The following is a 23,444-nucleotide window of genomic DNA, read 5'->3' on the forward strand; positions in this document are numbered from 1 at the left end:
ATGACCCGTGCGTCGCTGCTACATGTTCTGGACCATCTAAGCGAGATTTCCGACGCTGAAGTCCGGGAGCTAGAGCAGCTCGCAACTACGTTCCCGTACTGCCAGACGGCGCATATCCTGTTAGCCAAGGCCGCGCACGACCGGGACAGCATGCTAGCAAGCCAGCGCTTACGGCGGGCCGCTACCTACGCCACCGACCGGCAGCTTCTGCGTCAGCTCATTGAGGCTACGCCCTTCGTTCTGGCACCAACAAGCGAGCTGCAAGCAGCTGATTACCATAGCACTTCAGATCATGCAACCACGCTTGCCGTACCGCCTGCGCCCGTTGCCGATAACCCAGCGGTGCTTACGCTGGATGCTACTCCTACCGCCGCTACTGGTGAAATGACTTCGGACGCAGCGGCACCTGAAGCGACGGTTGAAGTTGATGCAGTACCTGACGAGCACGAGCAAGATGCTACAACACTGCAAGCGGTAGAACCTAGCTCAGCCGCCGCTAGCGAGCCAACAGTGCCGCTCACCGCTACGGCAGAGGAAGCGCTAGATACCCTGCCCGTTGCCGCAAGCGCGGAGGTAGTAGACAACTCTGAAACAGTGCTAGCCTCTCTTTCGGAGCCAGTAGCAGAAACACCGGCCTTTTCGCAGGAAGATGTACTAGCTTTTGAAGAACCTTCGCCTGAAGTAGCTGAGCCGCCAGTTCCGTCAACGGAGGAGCTATTACCCGCTGTGGCACCACCCGTCCGTCCGCCACTCGAAGCTGGCTCTTCTCAGTTTGAGTTTGGGCTAACGGAGTCGACATCTATTGTGGCGCCTGTCTATGAGTTGTTGGAAGCGGATGAGCTTGAGGCAGCATCTGATGCTGAACACATAGCTGTAACCGCACCCGCTTTCTTCGGGGCTGCTGACCTAGGCTACGCGCTGGGCGCAGGTAGCCGCCTAGGTTATTGTGTGCAAAGTTCTGATGAGTTGACGCTGAACGAGTTGATGTTCAAGGTACCAATGGGTAGCTTCGAGCCCGATGCCCTGATTTTGGCGCACCTAGCAAGCCATCAGCCAGCAGCGCCTACCCGTACTTCCATCGACATAATCTCGCAGTTCCTGCGTAATAAGCCTCGGCTAAAATCGCCGGCGCCGACGCTTCCCCCGGCTGATGAGCAGGCCGATTTGTCCGTAAAGAGCACCCGTGCCGAGCCGGATTTAGCCTCCGAAAGTTTGGCTCTCATTATGGTGCGGCAGGGCAAAAGCGACCGGGCTATCGAAATATATGAACGACTTATGGTGCGCCAGCCGGAAAAAATGGCGTATTTTGCAGACCAAATTCAAAAACTGAAACTTTCGGAGTAGATGTACATTGCTATCATCACCTTGATTATTCTTGTTTGTGTGTTGCTAGGCCTGATTGTGTTGGCACAAAACCCCAAAGGCGGCGGCCTATCGAGCCAGTTTGGCGCAGGCGGTGCCGCAAACCTGATGGGCGTAAAGCGCACCGGCGACTTGCTAGAGAAACTTACCTGGGGCTTTGCTATTGGCTTGATCGTATTGGCTCTGGGCACACACGTTCTGCAAGGATCTGCTACCGCTGGCGGGCCCGCTCGCAGCGTGAACCAGCAACGTGCTTTAGAAACGCGTATTCCGACGGGTCCGGCGGCCCCTGCCGCACCAGCCCCAGGCCAGGCTGCGCAGCCGCGCACCGATACGCCACCTGCTCCTGCTACCACGCCTACTACGCCGTCAGCACAGTAGAACCCATAATTTTGTACCCGACTTCTGCCAACCGGTGCCTCTTCTAAGTAGGAGGCACCGGTTTTTTTTGTGCAGATTTGCCCGCCCTTAGCCCCGCCTCTGTCAGTTTGCTACTGACAGGTTTGGCAGCTTCTGACGGACCTAGGTGTCGTGTATGGCACTAGCCGCGTCCATTCTGTCAGGTTTGTCGGGATGGCACAAGAAGTGTGCATTGGCGGGCACGGGTTTAGTTCCCAGAATATCGTTTAACTCCTTTCAACCAAAACGTACAATATGGCACTTAGCATTAAACCGCTGGCCGACCGCATCATCATTGCGCCAGCTGCCGCCGAGGAAAAAACCAAATCGGGTATTATCATCCCCGACACGGCTAAAGAAAAGCCCCAGCGCGGCGAAGTGGTAGCCGTGGGCGAAGGCAAAGTAGCCGACAACGGCACAGCTATTAAGCCCCAGGTGAGCGTTGGTGACCAAGTGCTGTATGGCAAGTATGCCGGCACCGAAATCACCGTTGATGGCCAGGACTACCTCATCATGAAGGAGTCGGACATTTTTGCCGTACTGTAGTAGTTTCCCCTCCCCCCTTATCTGCTCTAAACCTCTTTAAATAAGATGGCTAAAAACATCCAATTCGACACCGACGGTCGCGACAAGCTGAAACGCGGCGTAGACAAACTAGCGAATGCTGTGAAGGTAACCCTAGGTCCAAAAGGCCGCAACGTGGTTATTGACAAGAAGTTCGGTGCTCCTACGATTACCAAAGACGGTGTAACCGTTGCCAAAGAAATCGAGCTATCTGACCCCGTTGAAAACATGGGTGCTCAGCTGGTAAAAGAAGTTGCTTCTAAAACCGCTGACCAAGCTGGTGACGGTACGACTACCGCTACCGTATTGGCGCAGGCCATCTACACGGCTGGTTCGAAGAACGTAGCGGCTGGTGCTAACCCCATGGACCTGAAGCGCGGCATCGACAAGGCGGTACAAGCTGTTGTGGCTAACCTGAAGGCGCAGTCGAAGAAAATTGAAAACTCTTCGGAAATCGCGCAGGTAGGTACCATCTCGGCCAACAACGATGCTGAAATCGGTAAAATGATTGCCGATGCCATGGATAAAGTTGGCAAAGAAGGCGTTATCACCGTTGAAGAAGCGCGCGGCACCGAAACCGAAGTAAAAACGGTAGAAGGCATGCAGTTCGACCGTGGCTACCTCTCTCCTTACTTCGTAACGAACCCGGAGAAGATGGAAGCTGAGTTCGACAACCCTTTCGTGCTGATCTACGACAAGAAAGTGAGCACCATGAAAGAGCTGCTGCCCGTATTGGAGCAAGTAGTTCAGACGGGTAAGCCGCTGGTTATCATCTCTGAAGATGTTGACGGCGAAGCGCTTGCTACGCTTGTAGTTAACAAACTACGTGGCTCGCTGAAGATTGCCGCTGTAAAAGCTCCTGGCTTCGGCGACCGTCGCAAGGCAATGCTAGAAGACATCGCTGTATTGACGGGCGGTACCGTGATTTCGGAAGAGCGCGGCTACAAGCTCGACAGCGCTACCATCGAATACCTAGGCCAAGCTGAGAAAATCATCATCGACAAAGACAACACGACGATTGTCAATGGCCGCGGTGACAAAGAAGGTATTACGGCTCGCGTAAACGAGATCAAAGCCCAAATCGGCACCACTACTTCTGACTACGACAAGGAGAAGCTGCAAGAGCGCCTGGCCAAACTGTCGGGTGGTGTGGCTATCCTCTACATCGGTGCTAGCACGGAAGTAGAGATGAAAGAGAAGAAAGACCGCGTAGACGATGCGCTGCACGCTACTCGCGCCGCCGTTGAAGAAGGTGTAGTACCCGGTGGTGGTGTTGCGCTAGTTCGTGCCTTGGATTCGCTGGAAGCCGTTGACACCATCAACAGCGACGAGCGTACGGGCGTGAACATCATCCGCACAGCTCTGGAGGCTCCCCTGCGTACCATCGTAGCTAACGCTGGTGGCGAAGGCTCGGTAGTCGTACAGAAAGTTCGCGAAGGCAAAGGTGACTACGGTTACAACGCCCGCGAAGACCGCTACGAAAACCTCGTGGCTGCTGGTATCCTCGACCCGACCAAAGTAACGCGCCTGGCGCTGGAGAATGCTGCTAGCATCGCTGGCCTGCTCCTGACCACGGAAGCTGTTATTTCGGACGAGCCGGAAGATGAGAAAGCTCCTGCTGGTGGCGGTATGCCTGGCGGCATGGGTGGCATGGGCGGCATGATGTAAGATCAGCCGCGCAGCTAACCTAGCTGTGTTTTGAAAAGCCTCTGGGACCTAGGTTCCGGAGGCTTTTTGTTTGTAAGATGTAGCGTGGGCCATGTAGTGTGCGTTGGTGCTGGCTCCGGCACGAATCACAAAAGCGGCACTACGCTTCTCTGGCTTCAGCTACTTTGCTTAACGTATAGGGCAGTAGCCTGCTCCTGTTCTACCTCATGCGTCAAAACTTACCAGAACTCCTACTTTATGCCTGCGGCGTTTATAACCTGCTGTTTGTGGTGTTTCATGCGCTGTTCTGGCGGTTATTCAAATGGCATAAGCAGCTACGCAAGCTTAAAACGTACAATCGCGCCATCGTGCAAATTCTCAATCTGCGGCTGATATACGTGCTAGGCGTATTCGGCGCGCTTTGTTTGGCTTATCCAGCGGAGTTACTATCGGCTTCGCTGGGCCACTTTATACTGGGCAGCATGGCTGTCTTCTGGCTGGGACGGCTGATTGAACAGTTTGTTTTTCTGCCTATTAACACTCGACCCGTGTATAGTCTAGCACTTATTTTCTTCTTGGGCACCCTGCTACATGCGTTTCCGCTTCTACTGAGCTTATTGCATGCGTCCTGACACAAAAAAGCGCTGCCGGTATTTAACCAGCAGCGCTTTTTATTGATAAGATAGGTTCGGATTTACCCTATTGTGTTCATCATTTTCACCAGCTTACGGCTGAAGAGGAACAGAATAACTGCTGCCGTAGCGGCCGACACAACGAAGATCATGAAGAACTCATAGATGCCAGTGATTTCGAAGCCGAGCAGATGCGGCGCTGGTTTGCCCGCTTCTGGGTACAAGCCGCTCATGAAGCCCGCGAGGTAATTAGCGGCAGCGTTGGCCAGAAACCATACTGCCATAAGCAAAGAGCTGAATTTGATTGGCGAGAGTTTATTAACCAACGACAAGCCAATTGGCGACAAGCACAACTCGCCCATGGAATGTAGAAAGTAAAGGCCCACTAGGAAGAACATACTCACCTTCACGCCCGGTTGGATGTCCTTCACGCCAAAGCACATAACGAGGTAGCCGAGCGCCAGCAAACCTAGGCCAATGGCCATTTTCATCGGCGACGGCGGCTCAGCGCCGCGCCGGCCGAGAGCCGTCCAGAGCATGGCCATGAGCGGAGCGCCCACCACGACGAAGAAACCATTCAGGTTTTGAAACAAACTAGGTGGCAACGTAATGCCGAAAATCGTGCGGTCCATTTGCTCATCGGCGAAGAACGTGAGCGACGCCGGCGCCTGTTCAAACGCAGCCCAGAAGAACACCACAAAGAAGGATACCGCGAAGATTACCCACACGCGCTGCCGGTCGCCGGAGGTCAATGACTTGTCCGACAAAATCAGCGTGGCGATACCTAGCGTGCTAATAATTAGCAACGGCATAATCACGTTCAGTCTGGTTGAATCGAGCCACAGAATGCCGAGCGCTACAGCCAGCAGCACGGGTAATAACATGAAGATGCCTTTCACACCGGGTGAACTAGCGGGTGTGGTGCCTACTTGCTCGCCTTCGGGGGTGTGCAGGTATTTCGTTTTACCCCAATTAAACACTATCGTGCCGAGTATCATCGCAATACCGCAGGCCAGAAACGCCCAACGAAAGTCACCAGGTTTTCCTGTGTCGCCGACAAGGCTGGTGATGGTATTGCCAAAGAACGAACCTAGGTTAATGCCCATGTAAAAAATGGTGTAGGCAGCATCCTTACGCGAGTCAGTCGGCGAGTAGAGTGTACCCACCATCGACGAGATATTCGGCTTGAAGAAGCCGTTGCCGATGATCATGCAGCCCAAACCTAGGTATAGCAGTTGGTGGCTAAGTGCATGTCCCTCAGCGGGACCATAGTTAGACGCTGAAATAAAGAGTGTGAATTGACCCAACGCCATCAGCAGGCCGCCCGTCACGATAGAGCGGCGGTTACCCCAGTACCGGTCCGAGATATAGCCGCCAATCAAGGGAGTCAGATAGATCAGGCTCGTGTAGCCGCCGTAGAATTTGGAGGCGAAGGCCTTGTCCATCATCATGGCCTTGGTGAGAAAAAGCACCAAGATGGCACGCATGCCGTAGTAGCTGAACCGCTCCCACATTTCGGTCGCGAACAGCAGATACAAGCCCCGCGGATGGCTGGTTTGGGCCGCTACGGGAACTTGCTCTCGCACGGCAGAAGCACTTTGCATGGAAGGTGATTAGAAGTGATAGGAATAAGATGCGGGTACCCGCCTGCAATACAAACAGGCGTGATTTGTAAAGCTACAAAACTTTCCCTAGGCCTCACCCCGCGCCGACGTGGAGTTTTGCCTAGCCTTCGGCACCACAGAACCAAACGCTAGTACCAGGTAAGCGCCGGTGCCACTGCGTCCTTCCCCAACGATTCGCCAGTTGTTCTTCTTGTAAAAAGCTTGTGCTTTCTTATTCTTCGTCAGGCACTTGAGGGTATACGGTGTGGGCAGCCACGTTCGCAGGCTTTGCAACAGACGCCGGCCGATGCCTAGCCGCTGATACCCCGGCGCCACAAATAAGTGATGAATGAAAGCATCTTCTTCCTCCACGGAAATAAAACCAGCCAGCTCCCCGTTCCACTCCGCCACCCACACGATTTCCCCTTGCGTTTGTCGCTCGAAGTCATCTAGTTGAAAACGCTCGGGGTCCAGCCAGTAGAAACCTGACCGGCGGCTTTCCAGAAAGATTTTTGCCAATTGAGCGGAGTCGCTTGATTGCGCTTTACGGATGATGAGGTTCATAAAACGTACACTTTGAGCCTAAGTAAGAAATCTTCTTGGTTTTACCTGCCCTTATAGCGTAAAAAGCCGCAGTTCTGATTTCCCCAACCTAGCTTTGCTACTTGCTACTTGCTACTGCCGGGTGCCCTGCGCCTGCTGCATACTTTTGCGCTTATGCCTACGTTCTACACGCCCGACCTGACTGCCTTAACCTACACCTTATCCGAAGAGGAAAGCAAGCACGCCGTGCGTGTCTTACGCCTGCGCGCCGGCGACTCAGTAGAACTAGTCAATGGCCGCGGCAGCGTGTACCAGGCGGAGGTGGCGCAGGCCGACGCCAAGCGCTGCCAGTTGCGCATCACCCACGAGCAACAAGTGCCGCGCCGCCCTTATGATGTGCACGTAGCTGTAGCGCCCACCAAAAACCTCGACCGCATGGAATGGTTCGTGGAAAAAGCCACCGAAATCGGAGTAGACCGCATCAGCTTTCTGCGCTGCGCCCGCTCCGAGCGCCGTGAGCTGAAGCTGGAAAGGTTGGAAAAGATTGCTGTCAGTGCATTGAAGCAATCGGGGCAAGCGTGGCTGCCGCAGCTCGATGAGCTACTGGACTATAACACCTTCCTCAAAAACCTCGACCCAGATACCACCTTCATTGCGCACCTCGCCGACGACGAGCGCACGGAACTAGCCCAAGTGGCCAACGGACCTAGCTGCTGCGTGCTAATTGGCCCCGAAGGCGACTTTACGCCGGAGGAAATTAGTGCGGCGCGTCAGCGCGGCATCCGGCCCGTGGCCCTCGGACTTACCCGCCTACGCACCGAAACGGCGGCACTGGCGGCGGTGCATACAGTGCATGTTGTTAACTTGCTGAAGGCGAAATAACGGTTGATTGAACGTCCCCCGCAGGCCTTGGCGTTACCTCAGCACCCTTTCGCGGGAAATTTTTCTTAGATCCATGCTCAAGACTTTTCTTCTCAGCTTCTTCCTCTTTATCACGGCAGCGGCCGCGCCCGTGGCACCTAGCTTCCGCATTGCTAAGCTGCACTATGGCGGAGGCGGCGACTGGTATGCCAACAAAACCTCGCTCCCAAACCTTATTCAGTTCTGCAACCAGACGCTGAAAACGAATATTGCGCCTGACGAAGCCACTGTAGAGCTGGACTCACCGGAGTTGTTCACCTACCCTTTCGTGCACATGACTGGCCACGGCAACGTCTCGTTCACCGACGCCGAAGCCAAAAACCTGCGGCGCTACCTGATCGGCGGCGGTTTTCTGCATATTGATGATAATTACGGCCTCGACAAGTTCATCCGTCCTGAGATGAAGAAGGTGTTTCCGGAGCTAGAGTTTGTGGAGTTGCCTTACTCTCATCCGATTTACCACCAGAAGTTTGCCTTCCCCAAAGGCTTGCCCAAAGTGCACGAGCACGACGGTAAACGGCCGCAGGGCTTCGGTATCCTGTATAAAGGCCGCTTGGTGTGCTTTTACACGTTTGAGTGTGACCTAGGCAATGGTTGGGAAGACCTAGGCACCTACCCCGAAGACACGCCTGCTGTACACGAAGCAGCCCTGCGCATGGGCGCCAACTTAGTAGCCTACGCCTTAACGCAGGACTAAGCGCGGCTTATCAAAAAGCGTTTATTCGTACTTCCGCTTAAAGATTTCGCCCAAGACAAATGCTGCCCGTATGTCTGCGGGACTGCGCAACAAGTCCGTTACGTGCCGGCGCGTATCGACGCGACTAGGTACTGTGGGAGCCGCCTGCCTGCTCCAATAATCTTCGGGGCGTGGTGCCGTAGCGCGTGGCAACGCCGCGGCGCGCTGCCGCACCGGCGGTGCGGCGTCGAGCGGACGCGCCGTGGCTGGCGCTTCCAAAGAGACTGGCCGCACCTCAGTCCGTTCTAGGCTGCGGGTAGACCTAGCTTTTTCGCGCGGCAACGGCCGCCCCCCCGGCGTGGTTTCGACGGTCGTTGCTACTGGCGGAGCGGGGGACCTAGGTGCGGCACCCTGTTGGTTTTGCGCCTGCATCTGCTTGAGCAGCTCTCCAAACGACGTAGCCGGCAGCCCAGGCGCTACCGGACGTGGCTGGCCAGTGCTGTCAGGCCGCGTGATGCGCCGCTCCTGCCGCTCGCGCTGGGTCGTTTCTTGGGCTTTTTTCCACCACCGCACTACCAGGGCCAAGAGCCCGATAAAGATGACGAGGAGCGTTTGGAGCTTTTCGGGCATAGTAGGCTTCTATTTTCTGATAGCACGCCGAAGATACACAAAGCCAAGCCAGAAACGCCTCAGCGCACACCCTGCTCTGGGAAGCGACCCTGCTTGGTGCGGTAGAAATCCTTGATTTTTTCCAGATCGGCGTCGTAGTCGCCCGTTGGGTAAAAGGGTGGCCCGACGCCCGCTTCTTTGTTTTTGTAATCAAGGTAACCGAGCAAAATGGGCACGCCTGCGCCTACAGCGGCGTGGTAAAAGCCTTTACGCCACTTCGGCTGGTACTTGCGCGTGCCTTCGGGCGTGATGAGAATCACCAGCTCGTCGCGCTCGTTGAAGAGCTGGATCATGCCATCCACGAGGCTGTTGTTTTTACTGCGGTCAACGGCTAGGCCGCCCAATGACCGTACCAACGCACCTAGCACCGGAATGGTCGTCCACTCCTTCTTGATGGTGAGCTTCACGTCTACGTCCATCAGGAAGAAAGCCGCCCGCGCGTACATAAAGTCCCAGTTACTGGTGTGGGGCGCGGCAATCATCATGCTTTTCGGGATGCCTGGCGGCACGCGCGGACCTAGGTGCCAGCCCGTTATCCAGAACCAAAATCGAGAAAAGAGATACCAAAAAGTAGAGGTTTTGCGAGCCATGCGAAAAGAAAGCAGCCGGTGAGAAGCGCTGCTGGAGCATCAAAACTAGGTAAATGTCAGGTAAGCCGCCAAGCTGCGGCCTACGGATTCTACAACAAAGCTTCCAACTCGGCGGCTTTGCTCAGGGTGTAGCGGTAGCCAATCTCGAACAGTTCGGGCGCTAGGCGGTAGCTCATGGTACGGTATCGCCGCAGTTCGGGTGGTTCTAAGAGCAGATCACACTGCTGTTTGCTGAGCACGGTATTGCCGCCGATAGCGAGGTTAAGTGTACGCTCAATGACGCCCCGTATATTATTGAACTGCGCTTCCGGGTTGGGCGGGTTGCAGTGCACCCCTACGACGCGCAAATTCGGCTGCCCGTGTTCTAGTAGCGCTTCCACCGGCAAGTTGTTGAGCAAACCACCATCTACCAATTGTCGACCTTGGTACTCTACCGGCCGGTATAAGATGGGAACCGCAGCAGAGGCCAGCAATGGCGGCACTAATGGCCCACTGGAAAACCGCACCGACGTGCCCTCTATCAGATCCGTCGCGACGAGCGTCAGCGGTAAGCGAAGCTGCTCAAACGTGCTGTCTACACCTAGGTACCGCTCAAACAGCGTCCCAACGGCATCAATCCGGAACAGCCCATAACGACTCATAGCAATGCGCGTGAGCCGCGTGATATTCACTTCCTGGAACAGCCGTAGAATCTCGCGAGGCGGAAAGCCCGCGGCGTAAAAAGTACCGGCAATGGCCCCGGAGCTTACTCCCGCTAGCCGGGTTACTGGAATTCGCAACTCATCTAGGGCCGTCAATACACCTAGGTGGGCAATTCCACGCGCGCCTCCACCCGATAAGGCCAGTCCGATCATTGGTGCTTGGTGCTTGGTGCTTGGTGCTTAAAAGTGGTACTAGCTTGTTTGAAGAAGGTCCTCAGGAAACCTAACCCTAGCTCTTCAAAAACTAATTTTCAGCATAAGTACCTGCTACTAAATGCTATAAATCCTCTAATCGCAGCGTCTCGGCGAGGCGTACTCCTCTATCAGTGAGTTGCACGGTACAGGCCGCTACGTGCGGATCGTGCTCCAACAACAACACCCAATTTTCTTCGGCGGCGCGGCGCAGCACAGCCTCCTTCTCACTGAGCGTTACCAGCGGGCGCACGTCGTAGCTCATTACGTAGGGCAGCGGAATGTGACCTGTGGAAGGCAGCAAATCAGCCATAAAAGCGAGCGTACGGCCTTTGTAGCGCAACACTGGTACCATCATCTTCTCGGTATGGCCATCGGCAAAGATAATCTCGGAGAATTGCGACAATGCCGCCGGCACGCCACTTGTCGGATCGACAAATTGCAAATGACCACTTTCCTGAATAGGAAGAATGTTCTCTTTCAAAAAGCTCGCTTTTTCGCGGGCGTTAGGCTGTACGGCCCATTCCCAGTGCGATTCATTGCTCCAGTAGGCAGCGTTTGAAAATGCTAGCACTAACTTATCGTCGGGAGTCCGCACGACTGAGCCACCGCAATGATCAAAATGCAGGTGCGTCAGGAATACATCAGTAATATCCGACGCCGTGAAACCTAGCTTGCGCAACGATTTTTCCACCGTATCGTCGCCGTGCAGGTAGAAATGTCCGCGAAACTTGGCGTCTTGCTTCTCGCCGATCCCGTTATCAATCAGGATAAGCCGGTTGCCATCTTCTATCAACAAGCAGCGCATAGCCCACGTGCACATGTTGTTCGCATCGGCGGGGTTCAGTTTTTGCCATAAGCTCTTGGGTACCACGCCAAACATAGCGCCGCCGTCGAGTTTGAACAGTCCTGTATCAATTGTGTGAAGCGTCATTCGGAAGGGGTGGTTAGCGTAGAAGAGTAGCGAAGAAACAAAAAAGAACAGCATCGGAAAGAAACACCGCCGCGCAAGCAGAATTTCTCCTACCTGCGCGGCGGTGTTTCTTTCCGATGCTGTTTGGCTTCCGTTAGCTTCTACTCGAGCACTACGCCCATTGCCGCAAACTTATCAATACGCTGACTTATACGTTCTTCCGCAGGCAGCGCTTCTAGCTCATCCAACGTTTTGAGAAGCGTTTTCTTGAGTGTGTCAATTATCTTTTGCGGAGCTGTGTGGGCCCCACCTAGCGGCTCCTTCACAATGCTATCTACGAGCCGAGCGTCCATCATATCTTTGGCCGTCAGCTTGAGTGCTTCGGCAGCCTGTTCTTTGTAATCCCAGCTGCGCCACAAGATGCTGGAGCACGATTCGGGCGAAATCACAGAGTACCAAGTATTTTCCAGCATTAGCACTCGGTCGCCGATCCCGATTCCCAAAGCACCACCCGATGCGCCTTCCCCAATTACCACACAGATAACGGGTACTTTCAGCAAAAACATTTCCTTCAGGTTGCGGGCGATAGCCTCGCCCTGTCCTCGCTCCTCTGCCTCTAAGCCAGGGAAAGCGCCCGGCGTATCAATTAGCGTAACGATGGGCTTGTTGAATTTCTCTGCTAGCTTCATCAGACGCAACGCTTTGCGGTAACCCTCTGGGTTAGGCATGCCGAAGTTGCGGAATTGCCGCTGTTTGGTGTTGCGGCCTTTTTGCTGGCCAATAAACATAACGGTGCGGCCGTCTAGCTCGGCAAAGCCGCCAACCATTGCTTTATCGTCGGCGACGGTTCGGTCGCCGTGCAGCTCCACGAACTTCGAGGTCATGCCCTCAATATAGTCGAGCGTGTACGGGCGCTCAGGATGACGCGAGAGCTGCACTCGCTGCCAACGGGTAAGATTGGCGTACGTTTCCTTTTTAAGGGTCTTAATTTTGGTTTCCAGGGCCGCTACCGCCTCCGATACGTCAACCTGGCTATCGAGCGCCAATTGCTGCATTTCACGGAGTTTGCCTTCTAAGGCCGCGATAGGTTGTTCAAAATCGAGGAGCATCACCGAGGGGTTGGGTCAGGTTGCGAAAAAAGCAGGAGGCAAAGGTAAGCGAAACCTCTCCATCTGTGGCAAAGCAGCTTTAGGAATGATTTTGCAAAAAACAATCTCCCTGAGAAACAGTCACAAACAGTCTAAACCATCTTTTTAGGGCAGAAAAAACAAGCACAGTATTGTGTAGTCTGAAACCTCCTTCTACCTTTGCAGCACTTTAACGGAAACGCACACGGCTTTTCACAGTAGTTAGAGTAAATGGTTCGGTAGTTCAGTTGGTTAGAATGCCGCCCTGTCACGGCGGAGGTCGCGGGTTCGAGTCCCGTCCGGACCGCAGGTAATACTGCAAGGCCCTTGTAAGCTAGATCTTACAAGGGCCTTTTTTATTTCAGCGACTTCTGTCGCCCGTGGTCATGTTAGGAATAGCATAAGGCAGCAGACTTCCGCCACTAGTAAATATCGACCTAGGTCCTGTCAACCTCATATTAGGCCTACTAAGTCGTTCGCGCGCTACAGGCGGTGAGCAAATCATATTCAAAGGCAAAAAATTACGCACAGTAAATCAGAAGATCAAAAGCCCAAACACAGCATTTAAGCGTCTCATACTGAGCTTTCTGTTTTTGATTTCTATTTTATTCTTTCAGTAATAGGCACTAGAAAAACAGCAATTTTGAGCTATTGAAGCTATTTTTTTCTTGCAAGTGCTGATTTTCGCCTTACTTTTGCAGCACTTTAACGGAAACGCACACGGCTTTTCACAGTAGTTAGAGTAAATGGTTCGGTAGTTCAGTTGGTTAGAATGCCGCCCTGTCACGGCGGAGGTCGCGGGTTCGAGTCCCGTCCGGACCGCAAAAAGCCTCTCAGCAATATGCTGAGAGGCTTTTTCTTTTTTGAGCTTTCATAAAATCAGCTCCTTATTAGCGACGTCCGCTTACTCAGCGACTTTGTTTTTCAACTTTTTCAGATCCTTGTATGTCTTTTTCGACTGAGCATACTGGCGTTCTACTTCCACGCGTAGTGCACCCGGTAGATTATTGTCACTGAGCGCATCTTTGTATGCTTTCAAAGCCCACTCCTCCCCGTAAATATTAGAACCTAGGATAGCTTCTTCATCGGCGCCTGTGATGGCCGCTTTAGTATCCATCCAAGCGCGGTAGAGCTTGCCTTTGAGCGTAGTAGAAGTTTCCTGATCGCCATTTTGTTGGCGCAGGTAATTATTCAGCTCATTAGAAAAGCGCTGGCTCTGGCTAACTAGCTGCTTATAGTACCCGCTGAGCTTCGGATCTTGACTTTCCTCTACTGCCCGCTGGTAGCCCTCAATTCGGTCGTTCACGAAAAGTAAGAGTTCGTGCAGTGCATCCGTCTGCTCATCGCTCGTGCCGTTTTTGCCGTCGGACTTGTTGTTATTGAGCAGTAAATACCCGAGACCTAGGGCAAGCAACGTACCGCCAACAACTTTCTGCGTCGTGCTGAGTTTGTTGTAGCTGTTGGTCACGTTGGTACCTAGCCCTTTCACCGACTGCGGCACTTTATTTAGCAAGTCCGTTACAGAACCCTGGTCCAACAACTGTTGAGCTTGGTCGAGTAAGGCACCAGATTTATCAGGATTATTCTGCGGAGATGTTTTAGGCTGATTCATAAGGAAATAGGTTTGTGAATAACAAGCCTTACGACCGCCTAGGTTGATTAGTTAGGTCGAGCTTACGAACTACCAGTAGTTCCGCCCACCTCTCCTTGTCCTCTTGGTATCAACAAAAGCACGGCTACTCCTTTGTAGTGGTTCTTTTGTCAATAAGCAGACCCGTATATTTTCTACTATTTATGCCTTCTTTTAACGCAGCTACTTAATTAAGTAAAATTGTCTTGTTCCGATATACAAATACCTGCTCGTCAAACACCATCTTCAATGATTTAGCGAGGACGATCTTTTCTACGTCGCGTCCAGCTTGGGCCATTTCTTTTGCGCTTTGCGTGTGATCTACGGGTATCACATTTTGCGCGATGATCGGCCCCTGATCGAGCTGTTCATTTACGAAATGCGCGGTAGCTCCAATAATTTTCACACCTCGCTCGTAGGCCTGGGCATATGGATTAGCACCTACGAAGGCCGGTAAGAAAGAATGGTGAATATTGATGAGCCGGTTGGCATATGGGGCCACAAATTCTGGCGATAGAATACGCATGTATTTGGCTAGCACCACAAAGTCAGGCTGGTACTGCTGAATAGCTTGCGTCACTTCCGCTTCGTGGACTTCGCGGCTCTTGCCTTCGTGGCTGATATAATGAAAGGGAATAGCAAACTTTTGCGTCAGATCGGCCAGCACATCGTGGTTGCTGATTACCGCGAGAATACGCGCGTTGAGTTCCTGAAAAGCATGCCTGATCAGCAGGTCACTGAGGCAATGGTGCTCTTTGGTAACGAGAATAACAATATCTTTTTTCCTCCTGTCAGTTAATTTTATATCGGCCGCTGCTGGTAACGCCTCCTTTACATCGCGTAGTAAAGTTTCTGGATCAACTTCTCCCGAGAACTCTGTGCGCATAAAAAAGTGATTGAAATCCCTTTCCACGAATTCGCCGTTCCGGATAATATTAAGGTTATATTTTACTAAAACGCCAGTGATTTTATAGACGAGCCCGCGTTCATCCGGACAATTAATAAGTAGAATGTGTGAGGTCATCGTTGGTTTGTCGAAGTGCAACTTCCTGCAAGCTAGTACGGACCGGCCGTTAAACGAACACGCCCCCAGCGAAGGTAGCTGGGGGCGTGTTCGTTTAACGGCCGGTGCGTACTAGCTTGCTACTATTCAACTAAAACTTTGGTGCTAGAGGCGCTCCCATCCTGTCGGCGCGTACGGAGTACATATAGGCCGGGCCGCATTTGGTTCCAGTCAAGCTGCTCTTGGTAAGGGCGCTGCCACACCAGCTTGCCCATGAGGGTGTAAAGCTCCTGCGCAACGGGTTTTGCAGTGGCAACAGAACTTAGCTGCACAGGCAAGGCGATGGCTGCTTGCGGACCGACATAAAGGCCTTGGCTTTGCAGCTTCTGCTTCCACAGCGACCATTCATTCTGCTCCGTTTGCACCGTAATGGGCATGTTGGGCATGTGCGTGTTACCTGTTGTAGGCATGACGTTGCTGCCGGTTACCACATCTTGGTCGTGGCGGTTGGTATAGGGAAAGTTGTAGCCCCCTTTCACGTAGCCAATAACATTGTTTTCGATCTTGTTGCCAAAGAATACCGATCCGGGCTTGTTGTAGCCATTAAAAATAGCTGTAGCAGCGTAGGTAGCATTTAGGCGCGTGCCATCAGCTAGCATACCACTCGTCACGATGCGGTTGTCGTGAAAAGTCACGTCGTGGCCAGCGGCGATGTTCATGGCGGCGTTGCAGGTGCTCACAAACTGGTTGCTGTAGGCTTCTAGGTAGGCCGTCGTGGTGGCCGCCGTGGCACCGTCGCCGTCGGTAGTCATGCCCGTGCCACTAAAGTAGCTCTCGGTGGCCGGGTACGGATAAGCGCCCTGCACGTAGTTATCGTGCACCTTGGCCGGGCTCTGCGGCGTACCCGACGAGTTGTAGAAGTTGATGTTATCCTCCACGGCGCTTTCGTTGGGTTCGTTGCGAAATTCATTGAAACTGATGTCGATGCCTGCCAGGTTTTGCACCGTATTGAGTTGCACGAAGCTGCGGTGCTCTTTGCCACCATTACGGAAGCGCCCATCGCAGTTCAGACCTTGGTTGTAGCGAATGATGAGGGTTTGTTGGGCCGAGCCATCACCGCTCCACCGGTTAGCCAAGATCCCGGTGGTGTGTTCCAGGTAGTTATGCTCCACTACCAACTGCTTAGCTTGGTAGGCATCTACGAAACGGCCGCGCGGACGATTATTTTCGGTAGGCTCTAAGCCATAGCCGCGGCACTTGCGCACCGTCAGGTTGGAGCCGCCGCCGGCCTGCACCAAGTCGCCAGCGCCTACCAACGTGCAGTTCTCCAGTACCACGGGCTCGTTCGTGACGACGAGTACGCAGGGCGTTGAAGAACTCCCGCTGCGGTAATTGCCCGTATAGACGCCACCTTTGGTGATAACGATTGGTTCGGCGTAGGATATATTAGGCACCTGTGCCTGTACACGCCCACCGAATAGCAATAACGAAACAGAAAGAGGAAGAAGAAATTTCATTCGCGTTGTACACTTGCGTAGTGCCAAGCTGCGTCGGGCTTGATCCTACTATTTTGCCAAAGAGTAGAAGAATAGCCGCGAAAGGAACCAACGCTTCACCTCTTTTCAGCAGGAGGTGTTAAGCTGCCTTGAATTTGTATTAATCTGCTATAGCTAACAACTAGCGTCCCTATTAATTAGCAACTGCTAGTTCTTACAAGTACAATTAATACAGACTTACAGGACGATGGGTCACATTCGCCAGCTATAATAATACTATAACATAAACTAGGCCGCCTGCGATTTTTAAGGCTTATATTATAACTTTTCCATTAAGCTTATAATAAATTTATTGAATAGTTATACTTTGAAAGCACTAAGCGATTCAATTATTTGTTATATAATACTTGTGCTATATTTATAGAATTATTCTAATAGCCAAGCGAAAAGAATATCTTAGCCCTGAAGCGCCTTTCTTGGGCCGCGGCAACTTCTATTGTTGCTCAAGTAGCTAGGTCATGCCATGCACAAGTGCTTTCTACCGAAGGATTGTAGTACTTTCTCGGGCCACTTTGTTTGTCTCTATTGTTTAGCATCATATTCACATCCACACACCTCCTATGAATACCTACCTTACCCGCGCTCAAGACCGCGGCCTTAAAGACATTGGCTGGCTGCAGAGCAATTTCTCGTTGAGCTTCTCATCTTATGCCAATCCCGTGCGTGCCGGCTTTGGCCTGGTGCGCGTGTTCAACGATGACTTCGTTGCTACTGGTCAAGGGTTTGGCTTGCACGCACACGCCAACATGGAAATTATTTCGGTGCTACTGGCGGGGAGTATGAACCACAAAGATTCGCTCGGATACTCGGAGGTGATTACTCCTGGTGGCGTGCAAATTATGAGTGCAGGAAGCGGCTTGCGCCATGAAGAATACAACGTAGGCGATGAACAGGTCAACTTTTTGCAAATCTGGATTGAGCCAAAGCTGCAAAATGTAACGCCCCGCTACCAGCGCCGTCAGTTTCCGCGGGAGAAACGCCACAACCAGCTTGTCACCATTATAAGCAACGAGGAGGGTACGGCACATTGCTGGATAAACCAGAATGCCAAGCTGTCGTTGGGTTACTTTGAGGCAGGCCAAACGATAGAATATGCCTTTAAGCCGCTCAACAAGTGCTTATTCGTCTTCTGCATCAGTGGAAAGCTAACGCTAGCAGACCAGGAACTCAATGCCCGAGATTCAATTGGCATTTGGGAAGCGGAATTGGTTCGCATTCACTGCGAAACAGAAAGTGAGTTCCTGATTATTGAGGCGCCGATCAATCACTAATCGGCGCCGTACGAGCACCTTTTGAAAGCTAGCTTCTTTGGTTTGTATTCGGGTGAATTTCGTTGATGTTTATCAGCTTAAGCGCGCTTCTGATGATATCAGAACACGGCTCATCTTCATCAATATAATTATTATAATGTAACTATACATATAAGATTTAGTGCTATTTCTTGCAAATACTCTCTAAATATCCCTATCTTCCCTTTATAAGCCAACGCATCCAACCTCACCCAACCAAAACTGTTCTAGCATGAAAAGCATTTTCTTACTTCTATTTGGCTTGCTAACATTTGCGGGAGCTAGCCAAGCAGTAGCAAGTCCGCTAACGACGGGCGCCGTCGCCAAGATTTCGCTTACTCCGCGCATCCTCTACAGCCGGCCTACGGTACACCGCCCGAATTACAAGGTCTACAAGGGCCATAAGAGGAAGCATCGGCTGTTCGGCCTGTTTTAGGCCTAGCTTATTCCACAAAAAAGGGGCGCCGGTAATTACCGGCGCCCCTTTTTTGTGGAATAAGCTAGGCCTATTACCGCACTATCAACTTGGATGTAGCGCCGTCGGTGGCGCGTAGCATGTACACACCCGCTCCCAATCCAGTGGTTTCAAAATGATCGGCGGCTAGTAACTGCCGTACCGGCCGGCCCAGTAAGTCAGTCAGCGTGCCAGATACGGGGCGGCTCAGGTGCACCGTTGTGCCTTGTGCCGGATTGGGATACAACGCCAGCGGGGCCGCTGTGCGCGCCGAAGTAGTAGCTAGCACCGGCGACTGAATCGCATATACGGCCACCGTGCTGCTGACTTCATTAGCCAAGATTAGCAGGGGCTGCCCCGTCGGACTATTGGCGGCCGCCACAAACACGATACCCTCCGGCCCTAGGTCGCCAGTGCCCGCCGTGAGGCTGCGATTATTAACGTAGGATTCTAGTACAGGGCTAGCTGGGTTGTTTATATTAAAGACCATCACGCCCCCTATTCGCTCCAGCGAAACGAATGCATACAGGTTGTTGCCGATCTGCCCCGTTGTTACGCCTTCGGGCTCAGGACCTTTGTCGTCGGAGCGGTTCTTCCGCGTGGGCACCTCGCCGAAGCTGTTGCTGGCGTTGAAAACGGAGCCATACGTAGCATCCGTGGATGTGATGCGCTCCAATAGATTGCCGCTGTCGTACGTTTCGGCACCACTCGCGGCGTTGTAGATGCTAAAGGAACGACCACCATAGGCATAGATTTCATCAAAATCTCCGTCTCCGTCGGTGTCGCCGGTTTTGTTGGTCACGTTCAAGCGCCCTAGCACGCTGTTGTTTTTAAGCAGCGCGGCATTGGGGAAAAGCGTGGGGTCGAGCACGTAGCTGTTGCCGCTGAGCCGTACTTGTTCGCTAAAGGCTGAGTAGTCGCGTGCATCGCCTTCGTTAGCAGTCAGCAGGTAAGGCGTGCCACTGACCTCAAAGGCGGCAATAGCATCGGGCTGGCGCATGCCTTTGATAGGCCAGTTGGCAATGAGCACGTCGCCGCTCTGGTCGGAGGCATCAATACCGCGCCCTGGCTGGCGCAAGTCGCTGTAACCCACCGGACGAATGGCCGTGATTTGCTTAGTGGCGAGGTCCAGCACGGCAATGGCGTTGTTCTCTTGCAAGGTGATGTAGGCCGTGCGCGAATCAGGACTCACGGCCACATACTCGGGTTCCAAATCCTGCGCTACCGTAGCCGGAGCGGAAGCTAGCCCACCATAAATACGAATTCCTTGGGCCCGCAGCTGCACCGCTTGGTTGTTGTAGCTCGTAAAGGTGGCCGTCGTCACGTTAGCTTGCGTCAGGCTAGCAACCCCGCCCGTCACATCAACCACCGAGACGCTACCTTCCGGATCTACCGTGTAGTCCGCTTTGGGCTCGCCTTCGTTGGCAGTCAGCACATAATTCCCGTTGGGCGAGAAGGTAATCATGTCGGGCATGGCGCCTACAGTTACCTGCTTGAGGAACGTGCCGTTTTGGTCAAAGAACACTACGCTGCCGTTGGCCTGCGGATTTGTGTTCTCCAGCGCGCAGGCCACGATGCCATTGCGAACGGCCACAGAGTTGATCCCGCCATAGGGTTTGATATCAATGGACGCCACTGCCGTAATGGCCGCGGGATTCGTGAAGTTCAAGATGTCGAGTTTCCCCCCCACCGAGTTGGCCACGTACAGCCGCTTGGTGCTAGGATCGTAAGCCACAATCTCCGCCGAGTTGATTTGCGTGCTGCCGCTAAAAGGCGTTGCGGTTTGGTAGCTCTGCAACAGGCTCAGAGTTAGGTTGCGAGCTGGGACCGGCGCGGACGTGTCGTTGTCTTTTATATACACTAGCATTTCAGCGGCGCCGGAAGCTAGGGTTGCGTTCGTGGGGTTTTGCAGGCGTACCGTGAAGTACTCCGTTTCTTCCACTGTGGCATCATCGAGCACGGGAATGGTCAGCGTTTGCGCAGCAGTACTCCCCGCCGGGAACGTGATGGTTTGGGCCGAAGTGAAAGTAAAATCCTGCCCGGCTACTGCCGTGCTGATTCCTTGCACCACGGCTTCTACCGTACTGGCTGTTGCCCCTGGATTTTGAATGCTAAACGACAAGCTCACCGAGCCAGCATTTTCATTCACAATGGCTGTGGCGGCCGTCCGGCTGATGGTTTGGGCTTGCGCAGCCCCAACAGTAAGACCTAGCAGCAATAAGGCGCTAGGTAGGCAAGAGTAGTTTTTGGGCATAAATAGGTGGCTTGGCAACCAGTCACTTAGCGTCGCAACGAGTTGGGGGTTGAAAGCGCCAAAGCTACCGGCAACCTGTTACCGCAGCATTACCATCGCGTTATAGAATTATGAACGAAGCATCTTAGCACACGTTGCCCGCCAGCAGGTCACGGTACCACCAACCCGAATCTTTTATGGTGCGTTGTTGGGTGTCGTAATCGACGCGCACCAGGCCAAAGCGTGGCTCGTAGCCTTCGGCCCACTCAAAGTTGTCGGTGAAAGACCACACAAAATACCCTTCCACTGGTATGCCTTCGCGGCGGGCACGCAGTACCTGCCCAATGCAAGCGCGCAAATACGCTTGCCGGGCATAGTCGGGCACGCGGCCTGCCACAACCTCGTCAGGAAAGGCCGCACCATTCTCGGTAACGAGCAAAGGAGGCGCCGCTGAATACGAGCTAAATTGTTTTAACATATGGTAAATACTCTCTGGATACACCTCCCAACCCATTTGAGTATAAGGCATGCCGCGCGCTTTCGCACCAACCAGCGTAGCCCATAGCAGAGGCACGTAGGGCGAATGACGTACTACCTCACGCGTGTAATTCTGAACACCTAAAAAATCGAATTTAAAAGGCAGCAATGCTTCGTCGCCGGGCCGCACGTAGTAGTCCAGCCAATTCAAGATTGGTAAGTCGGCCACGGGATAGCCGAGACCTAGGGCAGGCTCCACGAAAAGGCGGTTGAGCAAGGCATCGGCCCTGCGAGTGGCGCGTTCGTCGCGAGGCAAGCCAGGGCGCCAGGGCGTTACATACGAGCAGGAATAGGTAGTCCCGATGCTGGCCGTGGCGGGCAGCGTAGCCCGCAGCGCCCGACCGCCTTCCGCCTGGGCCAGGGCCGCGTGGTGGGTAGCAGCTAGAAAGGAACCTAGCCCACGGCGCCCCGGCGCGTGAATACCGAGCATATGCCCGGCGCCAACGAACACCATGGGCTCGTTGAGCACCATCCAGTGTCGCACCCGGTCGCCAAGGCGATTGGCGATTAGCTGCGCAAACTCGGTAAACCAGCCCACAATGGCCCGGTTGGTCCAGCCGCCACGCCGCTGCAACGCCAACGGCAGGTCCCAGTGATAAAGCGTTAGCCAGGGAGTAATACCCCGCTCCAGACAGCCATCTACCAGCCGATCGTAAAAGTCGAGTCCTTTCTCATTTACAGTACCCACCCCATCGGGCAAAATGCGCGACCAAGACGTAGAAAAGCGAAAATCCTTTATACCCATTTGCTTCAACAAGCCCAAATCCTCTTTATACAAATGGTAAAAATCACATGTTATGTCAGCGTTTTCTCTGTGCTTGATAGTCCGGCGTCTTCGCACGAAAGCATCCCAAATGCTAGGTCCCTTCCCATCGAGGTTCCAGGCTCCTTCTATCTGGTAAGCCGCCGTCGAGGTGCCCCAGTGAAAATCAGGACCAAAGTCGGCGCGGGTGTAAGTGGCAGGTGTGCTAGGCGGAAAGAACGCCGCAGGTAATGGAGTCATTGAAGAAAACTTCACGGAAGCTAGCCAGGCTAGGTCTTACGCTATTAGTATTACAGGAAGGCGTGAGCTAGATCAATGCTTGCTTTATTATTTGGTGCTGCCGCGGGTTACCCCACTACGTGTTTGCCGTTATAACGAAGGCGAGCTTTCAATTACGACAGCAAAGAGGTTGGGCGCACACCCGCCGGGAGTTGCTCAAGCAGGAGCTTGTTCACAACCTGGGCGGTTTCGTCGGGGTAATCTACCGGGATAGCCCGGCCGTTTTGTAGCCAGTGGTCGAGGGTAGCGAGATGCTTATCTTTTAAATTGTTCACGACCGGCACACCCAGATGAGCTAGTGCCGCCGCGTTGCATGTCTGCTCATATTGGTTTTTCATGGGGATGACGAAAAGCTTTTTACGCAGAAACAGCGCTTCTGCGGGCGTTTCGAACCCCGCGCCGCAGAGTACGCCAGCGCTACGCGCTAGGCTATCAGTGAAGGCCGACCCGCTCACCGGCCGCACGCGTACGTTGCCGTGCTCCGACTCTTTTTGGCTATGCTTGCTAAACACTTCCCAGCGCGTAGTTCGACTTAGGTAGCGCAGGCGTTTTACCAACGTTTCTTCATCGAAGGCGGGCAGGTAAACGGTGTAATGACCCTCGTTCTGCGGAGTCAGCGCCCGCACTTGCTGCCGGATAACGGGGGTGTGCATGCCGGGCTCGTAGCGCGCAAAGTGAAATCCATAGTGTGCCGTTGCCGGTGCATAGTGCCGCAATACAGCTCGGCCAACGGCATCGTCGGTATGGGGGCGCGGGGCGTATTCGCTCAGCACGGCACTTTGGTGGCTGAGAGCGACGCACGGCACCTGCCGCAAACGGCACGCCCAGGCCGACACAGGCTCAAAGTCACTGATAACCAAGTCGTAGTTCTCGACAGGCAGCTGGCGCATCTCGCGCACAAAAGCGGCTGAGTTAAGTTGCCAGAACGTCTTCACGAAGTTGATGCCGCCCTTCTTCCCGAAGATAAAGCCGAGGCCGTGGCAGTGGTAGCGCACCGGAAATGGCAACGTGAGGTCGGCGGGCGGTCCGCTTATCAACACGTCTAACTGGCTGACACGTTGTTGTAACAGAGGTACTATATCCAGGGCACGGCTCAGGTGACCGTTGCCGGTACCTTGGATGGCATAAAGAACTCGGGGCATTCGAAAGATTTTCTGGTG

At 53.5% G+C, this 23,444-nt stretch carries 22 protein-coding genes and 2 tRNA genes; 11 read left to right on the plus strand and 13 right to left on the minus strand.

Annotation, left to right across the window (positions count from 1 at the left end):
- The 5 genes from BXP70_RS20575 to BXP70_RS20595 all read left to right on the plus strand — a co-directional run bounded on the left by BXP70_RS20575 (position 1) and on the right by BXP70_RS20595 (position 4,604).
- A complete protein-coding gene (locus BXP70_RS20575; RefSeq protein ID WP_086596011.1) occupies positions 1-1,344 on the plus strand; it encodes a hypothetical protein in 1,344 nt (447 codons plus the stop codon).
- Entirely contained in the window at positions 1,345-1,743 is a 399-nt protein-coding gene (gene secG, locus BXP70_RS20580; RefSeq protein ID WP_086596012.1) for a preprotein translocase subunit SecG, read from the plus strand.
- 273 nt (positions 1,744-2,016) lie between these two features.
- Positions 2,017-2,307, plus strand: a complete 291-nt coding sequence (gene groES, locus BXP70_RS20585) for a co-chaperone GroES (RefSeq protein ID WP_086596013.1) — start codon at positions 2,017-2,019, stop codon at positions 2,305-2,307.
- A 45-nt stretch (positions 2,308-2,352) separates the two neighbouring features.
- Positions 2,353-3,993 carry a chaperonin GroEL gene (groL, locus tag BXP70_RS20590; RefSeq protein WP_086596014.1) on the plus strand — a complete coding sequence of 547 codons (1,641 nt, stop codon included), beginning with the start codon at positions 2,353-2,355 and terminating at the stop codon, positions 3,991-3,993.
- Positions 3,994-4,199: 206 nt separating this feature from the next.
- Entirely contained in the window at positions 4,200-4,604 is a 405-nt protein-coding gene (locus BXP70_RS20595) for a hypothetical protein (protein ID WP_086596015.1), read from the plus strand.
- 62 nt (positions 4,605-4,666) lie between these two features.
- Here the strand turns inward: BXP70_RS20595 and BXP70_RS20600 are convergent, their stop codons facing one another.
- Positions 4,667-6,208 carry a peptide MFS transporter gene (locus tag BXP70_RS20600; protein ID WP_086596016.1) on the minus strand — a complete coding sequence of 514 codons (1,542 nt, stop codon included), beginning with the start codon at positions 6,206-6,208 and terminating at the stop codon, positions 4,667-4,669.
- 87 nt (positions 6,209-6,295) lie between these two features.
- Positions 6,296-6,772, minus strand: coding sequence for a GNAT family N-acetyltransferase (locus tag BXP70_RS20605; RefSeq protein ID WP_086596017.1), 477 nt, complete (start codon positions 6,770-6,772; stop codon positions 6,296-6,298).
- Positions 6,773-6,925: 153 nt separating this feature from the next.
- On the opposite strand from BXP70_RS20605, the gene BXP70_RS20610 reads away from it, so the two are divergent.
- Complete coding sequence (locus BXP70_RS20610) at positions 6,926-7,633, plus strand: 16S rRNA (uracil(1498)-N(3))-methyltransferase (RefSeq protein WP_086596096.1); 708 nt, start codon at positions 6,926-6,928, stop codon at positions 7,631-7,633.
- Positions 7,634-7,706: 73 nt separating this feature from the next.
- Positions 7,707-8,369: a DUF4159 domain-containing protein gene (locus BXP70_RS20615; protein ID WP_086596018.1), complete on the plus strand. Its 663-nt coding sequence runs from the start codon at positions 7,707-7,709 to the stop codon at positions 8,367-8,369.
- A gap of 21 nt (positions 8,370-8,390) precedes the next feature.
- Here BXP70_RS20615 and BXP70_RS20620 read toward each other — a convergent pair whose 3' ends face one another.
- The 5 genes from BXP70_RS20620 to BXP70_RS20640 all read right to left on the minus strand — a co-directional run bounded on the left by BXP70_RS20620 (position 8,391) and on the right by BXP70_RS20640 (position 12,522).
- Positions 8,391-8,978 carry a flagellar biosynthesis protein FlhF gene (locus BXP70_RS20620; protein WP_086596019.1) on the minus strand — a complete coding sequence of 196 codons (588 nt, stop codon included), beginning with the start codon at positions 8,976-8,978 and terminating at the stop codon, positions 8,391-8,393.
- Between the two features lie 59 nt (positions 8,979-9,037).
- The gene (locus BXP70_RS20625) at positions 9,038-9,607 is read right to left on the minus strand and encodes a 1-acyl-sn-glycerol-3-phosphate acyltransferase (RefSeq protein ID WP_086596020.1); all 570 of its coding nucleotides are present in this window, start codon (positions 9,605-9,607) and stop codon (positions 9,038-9,040) included.
- A gap of 89 nt (positions 9,608-9,696) precedes the next feature.
- Positions 9,697-10,461, minus strand: a complete 765-nt coding sequence (locus tag BXP70_RS20630; RefSeq protein ID WP_086596021.1) for a patatin-like phospholipase family protein — start codon at positions 10,459-10,461, stop codon at positions 9,697-9,699.
- 124 nt (positions 10,462-10,585) lie between these two features.
- Positions 10,586-11,434, minus strand: a complete 849-nt coding sequence (locus tag BXP70_RS20635; RefSeq protein WP_086596022.1) for an MBL fold metallo-hydrolase — start codon at positions 11,432-11,434, stop codon at positions 10,586-10,588.
- 140 nt (positions 11,435-11,574) lie between these two features.
- Positions 11,575-12,522 (minus strand): acetyl-CoA carboxylase carboxyltransferase subunit alpha, encoded by a 948-nt coding sequence (locus tag BXP70_RS20640; RefSeq protein WP_086596023.1) that lies wholly within the window; start codon positions 12,520-12,522, stop codon positions 11,575-11,577.
- Positions 12,523-12,773: 251 nt separating this feature from the next.
- On the opposite strand from BXP70_RS20640, the gene BXP70_RS20645 reads away from it, so the two are divergent.
- Both BXP70_RS20645 and BXP70_RS20650 read left to right on the plus strand, forming a co-directional pair.
- Positions 12,774-12,847 (plus strand) — tRNA-Asp (locus BXP70_RS20645).
- Between the two features lie 441 nt (positions 12,848-13,288).
- A tRNA-Asp gene (locus tag BXP70_RS20650) sits at positions 13,289-13,362 on the plus strand.
- Positions 13,363-13,444: 82 nt separating this feature from the next.
- Here BXP70_RS20650 and BXP70_RS20655 read toward each other — a convergent pair.
- The 3 genes from BXP70_RS20655 to BXP70_RS20665 all read right to left on the minus strand — a co-directional run bounded on the left by BXP70_RS20655 (position 13,445) and on the right by BXP70_RS20665 (position 16,690).
- Positions 13,445-14,152 (minus strand): ferritin-like domain-containing protein, encoded by a 708-nt coding sequence (locus tag BXP70_RS20655; protein WP_086596024.1) that lies wholly within the window; start codon positions 14,150-14,152, stop codon positions 13,445-13,447.
- 205 nt (positions 14,153-14,357) lie between these two features.
- Positions 14,358-15,194, minus strand: a complete 837-nt coding sequence (gene purU, locus BXP70_RS20660) for a formyltetrahydrofolate deformylase (RefSeq protein ID WP_086596025.1) — start codon at positions 15,192-15,194, stop codon at positions 14,358-14,360.
- A gap of 122 nt (positions 15,195-15,316) precedes the next feature.
- Complete coding sequence (locus tag BXP70_RS20665) at positions 15,317-16,690, minus strand: hypothetical protein (RefSeq protein ID WP_143436600.1); 1,374 nt, start codon at positions 16,688-16,690, stop codon at positions 15,317-15,319.
- Positions 16,691-17,289: 599 nt separating this feature from the next.
- Here BXP70_RS20665 and BXP70_RS20670 point away from each other — a divergent pair.
- Both BXP70_RS20670 and BXP70_RS20675 read left to right on the plus strand, forming a co-directional pair.
- Complete coding sequence (locus tag BXP70_RS20670) at positions 17,290-18,000, plus strand: pirin family protein (RefSeq protein ID WP_086596027.1); 711 nt, start codon at positions 17,290-17,292, stop codon at positions 17,998-18,000.
- Between the two features lie 250 nt (positions 18,001-18,250).
- Positions 18,251-18,454, plus strand: a complete 204-nt coding sequence (locus tag BXP70_RS20675) for a hypothetical protein (RefSeq protein ID WP_086596028.1) — start codon at positions 18,251-18,253, stop codon at positions 18,452-18,454.
- Positions 18,455-18,527: 73 nt separating this feature from the next.
- On the opposite strand, the gene BXP70_RS20680 is transcribed toward BXP70_RS20675, so the two are convergent.
- The 3 genes from BXP70_RS20680 to BXP70_RS20690 form a co-directional block, all read right to left on the minus strand.
- The gene (locus BXP70_RS20680) at positions 18,528-20,726 is read right to left on the minus strand and encodes a choice-of-anchor I family protein (RefSeq protein WP_086596029.1); all 2,199 of its coding nucleotides are present in this window, start codon (positions 20,724-20,726) and stop codon (positions 18,528-18,530) included.
- A 124-nt stretch (positions 20,727-20,850) separates the two neighbouring features.
- Positions 20,851-22,245: a GH1 family beta-glucosidase gene (locus tag BXP70_RS20685; protein ID WP_086596030.1), complete on the minus strand. Its 1,395-nt coding sequence runs from the start codon at positions 22,243-22,245 to the stop codon at positions 20,851-20,853.
- 152 nt (positions 22,246-22,397) lie between these two features.
- On the minus strand, positions 22,398-23,426 hold the full coding sequence (locus BXP70_RS20690) for a glycosyltransferase family protein (protein ID WP_086596031.1): 1,029 nt from the start codon (positions 23,424-23,426) through the stop codon (positions 22,398-22,400).
- Positions 23,427-23,444 lie beyond the last annotated feature (18 nt).

Origin of the sequence: Hymenobacter crusticola, assembly GCF_002154225.1 — a bacterium.
GTDB lineage: Bacteria > Bacteroidota > Bacteroidia > Cytophagales > Hymenobacteraceae > Hymenobacter > Hymenobacter crusticola.